The organism is Candidatus Methylomirabilota bacterium, assembly GCA_036005065.1.
Lineage (GTDB): Bacteria > Methylomirabilota > Methylomirabilia > Rokubacteriales > DASRDR01 > DASYQW01.
The window spans coordinates 1-5424 of sequence record DASYQW010000017.1; the positions used below are offsets into that span (position 1 = coordinate 1).

Consider the following 5424-nt stretch of genomic DNA (forward strand, 5'->3'; position numbering starts at 1 on the left):
CGGGCCTCGAGGGCCTGGAACACCACCCGCTCGAACAGGAGCCCGAGCCCGCCGATGACGACCAGGACGCCCAGCATCACGTCGGTGTTGAGGAACTCCTTGGCATCGAAGATCACCCAGCCGAGCCCCCAGGCGCTGGCCGCGATCATCTCGCCGCCGACCACCGCGATCCAGGACCGGGCAAAGGCCTGCCGGAGTCCCGTGATCACGAGCGGCAGCGCGCCGGGCAGGACGACCTTGCGGAACAGGGCCTGATCGTCGGCGCCCATCGCCGAAGCGGCCCGGAGCCAGAGCCGGTTGATCGACCGGACTCCGGTCCACGTGTTGTACATCAGGGGAAACGTGGCGGCGTAGAAGACGAGCATGATCGTCGCCGTGTTCCCCAGCCCGAACCAGAGGATGAACAGCGGCACCCAGGCGAGCGACGGGATCGGCATGAGCACGCTCAGGAGCGGCAGGAAGAACCGCTCGGCCGGACGCCACCGGCCCATCAGCAGGCCGAGCGGAATGCCGACCAGCGCCGCCAGGGCGAGCCCCGACAGCACGCGGTAGAGGGTGAAGAGCGCGTGGCCGAAGAGCGAGCCGTCCAGGACCATCCGGAGGAGGGCGCCGGCGATCGTCTCCACGGTGGGGGTGAGGGCCGGGGCGAAGAGCCGGCTGCGGGCGAAGGCCTCCCACGCCAGGCCGAGGAGCACCACCCCGGCTGCGCCCCGCGCGATGCGTCGCCAGGCGCGGGTCACGCTTCCATCATTCCCCATCGGACGACCGTGAAGCGCTCGAGCCGCTCGAAGACGACCCGCTCCAGCAGGAATCCGATGATCCCGATCACGGCGATCCCGGCCAGCATGACGTCGGTGTTGAGGAACTCGCGGGCGCCGAAGATGAGCCAGCCGAGCCCGCGGGGCACCGAGGTGAGCATCTCGGCCGCCACCAGCACCCGCCAGGCCCGGGCCAGGGCCAGCCGGAGCCCCGTCAGGATGTACGGCAGGGCACCGGGCAGGATCACCTTGCGGAAGAGCTGGTGCTCCGGCGCCCCCATGGCTTCGGCCGCCCGGATCCAGATGTCCTTCACCGCCTTCACGCCCGTCCAGGTATTGATGGCCGCCGGGAAGGCGGCGGCGACCGCGACCAGCAGCACCGCCGGAAGATTGCCGAGGCCGAACCACAGGATGAAGAGGGGCGCGTAGGCCAACCCCGGGATCGGGCTGCCGATGCTCACCAGCGGCAACAGGACGTCTTCGGCCCAGCGGTAGCGGCCCATCGCGATCCCGACCGCGACCCCCAGGATGGCGGCCAGGGCGAACCCGAGTCCCAGGCGGATGATCGTCCCCTGGGCGTGCGACAGGAGGACGCCGGAGGCGAGCAGGCCGCCGAAGGTCTGGATGACGGTCCCGAGGCTCGGGAAGAGCTTCGCCGGCAACGGGCCGAACGCGGCAAAGAGCTCCCACGCGACGGCCAGGATCGCGAAGGGCAGCAGGAACTCACCGGCGGCGCGGAGACGCCCGGCCGCTGCTCGGTCCCGAGACGCGGGCCGCGCGGCGGGCGGCGCGACCGCCTCGACTCCGCGGCTCACTGGATGACGTCATCCGCCCGGAGCAGGATCGACTGCGGGATCATCCCTTCATCGCCTGCTCGAGGAGGTCGCGCCGGAGGGCCCGATCCCAGTCGGGCATGGCCTTGATCCGCCCGGCCTTGAGCAGGCCCTCGGCCTCGGCCACCGCGTAGGCCCGGAAGTCCGGGCCCATCTCCACCTTGACGTCGAAGCGCCCCAGGGCCTTCCGCACCACCGCGGGAGTTACCTTGTAGCCGCGCTCGTTCAGCACCTCCGTCATGATGTCGGCGGCCCGCGGCGGTGTCTCCTGGAACAGCCGGGCGGTGGCGATCCAGGCACGGAGAAACTGCACCGTGGCGTCGCGGCGGCGATCGGGGACCCCCGGACCCGCCGCCAGGACGACGGGAATCGGGTCGTACGTCTCGAAGCTCAGGAGCGACCGGGCCAGGCCCTGCTCCTCGGCGACCGAGATGAAGGGCTCGGTGCTGACGCTGGCCTCCACCTGCTTGGCGACGAGCGCCGCCACCTTGTCCGGCTCCAGCGTGTTGACGGCCTCGTAGCTCCCCGCCGTCAGCCCGAATTTCGGCGCCACCCGCGACTGGAAGACGGCGTCGGTGCTGCTGCCGATCCCGGTGGCGATCTTCTTCCCCCGGAGGTCGGCCACGCTCCGGATCGGCGAGTCGGGCCGGACCAGGACGTGCACGGTCTTGCCGGCGTGACCCGCGAGGGCCACCGCGACGAGGTCACCCTTCTCGGCTCCGAGGAGAAAGGTCGGAACGGCGAAGGTGCCGAAGTCGATCCGCCCGGCCACCATCGCGTCCCGAGTCTGCCGCCCGACCGGCGCCTGGATCCCCTCGACGGTGAGGCCCAGCTTCTCGAAGGCGCCGGACTTCAGCGCGACCACCGACAGGCTCCCCCAGATGTTCACCTGGTAGCCCAGGCGCACCGGGTCGGCCGCCGGCGCCGGCCGGCGACCCAGGACGAGTCCCGCGGCCGCACCCCCCAGCCCGGCCACGAAGGTCCGTCGATCCATGACTCCCTCCTCAGATTCCCAGGTAGCGGGCCTTGATCTCCTCGTTCTCCCAGAGCGCGCCCGGCACGCACGAGTGCACGATCCGGCCCCGCGAGAGGACGTGGACGTGGTCGGTCACGCGGAGCGCCAGCGGGATGTTCTGCTCGACGAGCAGGATCGAGAGTCCCCGCGTCTTGAGGTCGGCGATGACGCGTCCGACCTCCCGGACCAGGAGCGGCGCCAGGCCTTCCGTCGGCTCGTCCATGAGGAGCAGGTCGGGGTTCGACATGAGCGCGCGGGCGATCGCCAGCATCTGCTGCTCGCCGCCGGAGAGCTTGCCGGCCCGACTCTCGGCCCGCTCCCGCAGGCGCGGGAACAATTCCATCACCCGCTCGACGTTCCAGGCGCCGCCGTTTCCCCGGGCGGCCACCGCCAGATTCTCGGTCACGGTGAGCGAGGGGAAGACCCGCCGGCCCTGGGGCACGAGCCCCATCCCCAAGCCGACCGCGCGATAGGAGGGCCAGCCGGTGATGTCCCGCCCCTTGAAGAGCACCTGGCCGGTCCGGGGGGGCGTGAACCCGATGATGGAGCGGATCAGCGTCGTCTTCCCCATGCCGTTCCGTCCGAGGATGCCGACGACCTGGCTCCGGTCGACCCTCAGGGAGACGCCCTGGAGGACGTAGCTGTCGCCGTAGTAGGTGTGGACGTCCCGGACCTCGAGCAGGCCGATCCCTCCTCGCCGCGGGCAGCATAGAATACGGCCGGGCCGACCGCAACGGCTCCGTGCGCGTCGCGGCGGGGCGCTCGCCGGTCGACGAGGTCGGGTTAGCCCACTCCCGGCCGGTGCTCGGTTGGTGGCGGCTCGTACGCGCGGATCGGCGGCAGCGGCCCGGTCCACCGCTCGACCTGGACGAGGGCGTGCTGGCCCGAAGAGCCCTGGGCGAGCTTCGAGGTGCCCCGGTCGAAGGTGAGCACGTTCGGGTTTCCGTGGACGCACATCGCGTCGGGGTCGGCCGGATCGAGCGGATCGTACCAGGCGCCGGTCGAGAGCTGCACGACGCTCGGACGCACCGCGTCGCTCACGACCGCCCCGGCGAGGCAGCTGCCCCGGTCGTTGAACACCCGCACGACGTCCCCGCTCCGGATGCCCCGCCGGCCGGCGTCGGTCGGGTGGATGCGAATCGGCTCCCGCCCTTGCACCTTGGCGGCCTGGCTGAAGGCGCCGACGTCGAGCTGGCTGTGCAGGCGCGTCGTCGGGTTGTTGGCGACGAGGTGGAGCGGGTAGCGCTCCGCCAGCGGCGCGCCGAGCCACTCGGTGGGCTCGAGCCAGGTCGGGTGGCCCGGGCAGTCCTTGTACCCGAACCCGTCGATGGTCGCCGAGAACACCTCGATCCGGCCGCTCGGGGTCCGGAGCGGCGCCCGGTCCGGGTCGGCCCGGAACTCCTCGAGCAAGACCAGGTCGTCGTCCGTGTGCGAGAGCTCGAGGACCCCGGCGGCCCAGAACTCGTCGAATGGCGGCAGTTCCGGCCCGCCACGGTCCACGACCCGCGCCCGCCAGGCGTCGTAGAGGTGTCGCAGCCACGCCGGCTCGTTCCGACCCTCCGTGAAGCGCTCGCCGGCGCCGAGGGCGGCCGCCAGGTCGGCGAAGATGTCGTAGTCGTTCCGGGCCTGGCCGTACGGCTGGATCGCGCGGGACATCGCGATCAGGCACGGATCGTTGGGCGACCCCCCGATGTCGTTTCGCTCCAGCGTCATGGTCGCGGGCAGCACGACGTCGGCATGGCGAGCCATCGGCGTCCAGAACGGGTCGTGGACGACGATCGTGTCGGGCCGGGCGAGGGCGCGGCGCAGGCGTCCCAGGTGCTGGTGATGGTGGAAGGGGTTGCCGCCGCACCAGTAGACGAGTCGGATCTCGGGGTAGACGAGCTGCCGCCCGTCGAAGTCGAACGACTCGCCCGGGTGCAGCAGCATGTCGGCCACCCGAGCCACGGGGATGAAGGCCCGGACCGGATTCTCCCCCTGCGGAAGGGCCGGGGGGCCGACCCGCAGCGGAGGCCGGCCGACGTACCCCAGCGAGCCGTAACCCTGGCCGAAGCCGCCGCCCGGCAGCCCGATCTGGCCGAGCATCGCGGCCAGCGTGACGGCCATCCACGGCGCCTGCTCCCCGTGCTCGACGCGCTGGAGCGAATAGTTCACGTTGATGAGCGTCCGCTTCGCGGCCATCCGCCGGGCCAGCGAGCGGATCGTCCCCGCCGGGATCCCTGACAGGCGCTCGGCCCACTCGGGCGTCTTCGGCCGGCCGTCCTCCGTCCCCCGGAGATAGCCCTCGAAGCGCTCGAAGCCGGCGCAGTACCGCGCGAGGAAGGCGCGGTCGTGGAGCCCCTCTTCGACGAGGGCGTAGGCGAGGGCGAGCATCACGGCGACGTCGGTCCCGGGCACGACCGGGAGCCACTCCGCACCGACGAACTCGGGCAGGTCGTCCCGCAGCGGGCTCAGCAGCACGAACTCCGCCCTGCGGGCCGTGGCCGCCCGCAGGTGGTCGCGGGTCGGGTGCCGGCTGGCGCCGCCCGGGGTCACCATCGTGTTCTTGAGCGGGATGCCGCCGAAACACACGAACAGCTCAGTGTGCCGCTCGATCACCGACCACGCCGTCGCGCGGTCCAGATAGCCCCGCACGGATCCGACCACGTGCGGCATGATGACGGTGAGCGCGCCGTTGCTGTAGGTGTGCTCCGCGCGCACGTAGCCGCCGAGGCAGTTCAGGAAGCGGTGAAGCTGGCTCTGGGCGTGGTGGAAGCGCCCCGCGCTGCTCCAGCCGTAGGAGCCCCCGTAGACGGCGTCCCCGCCATAGTCGGCGTAG

Annotated in this window: 5 protein-coding genes; all 5 read right to left on the bottom strand. The window is 71.7% G+C overall.

Annotated features, from left to right (window positions below; genetic code table 11):
* On the bottom strand, positions 1-740 hold a 740-nt coding region (locus VGW35_00875; protein HEV8306190.1), incomplete at its 3' end, for an ABC transporter permease.
* The gene (locus tag VGW35_00880; GenBank protein ID HEV8306191.1) at positions 737-1573 is read right to left on the bottom strand and encodes an ABC transporter permease; all 837 of its coding nucleotides are present in this window, start codon (positions 1571-1573) and stop codon (positions 737-739) included. The genes VGW35_00875 and VGW35_00880, both read right to left, overlap by 4 nt.
* Before the next feature lie 40 nt (positions 1574-1613).
* A complete protein-coding gene (locus VGW35_00885) occupies positions 1614-2585 on the bottom strand; it encodes an ABC transporter substrate-binding protein (protein ID HEV8306192.1) in 972 nt (323 codons plus the stop codon).
* A 10-nt stretch (positions 2586-2595) separates the two neighbouring features.
* A complete protein-coding gene (locus VGW35_00890; protein ID HEV8306193.1) occupies positions 2596-3321 on the bottom strand; it encodes an ABC transporter ATP-binding protein in 726 nt (241 codons plus the stop codon).
* Positions 3322-3389: 68 nt separating this feature from the next.
* A partial coding sequence (locus VGW35_00895; protein HEV8306194.1) for a molybdopterin-dependent oxidoreductase occupies positions 3390-5424 on the bottom strand: 2035 nt, incomplete at its 5' end.

Bases quoted from the DNA above. Each gene is read 5' to 3' on its own strand.
- VGW35_00885 (HEV8306192.1), bottom strand. From the start codon at position 2,585: ATGGATCGACGGACCTTCGTGGCCGGGCTGGGGGGTGCGGCCGCGGGA.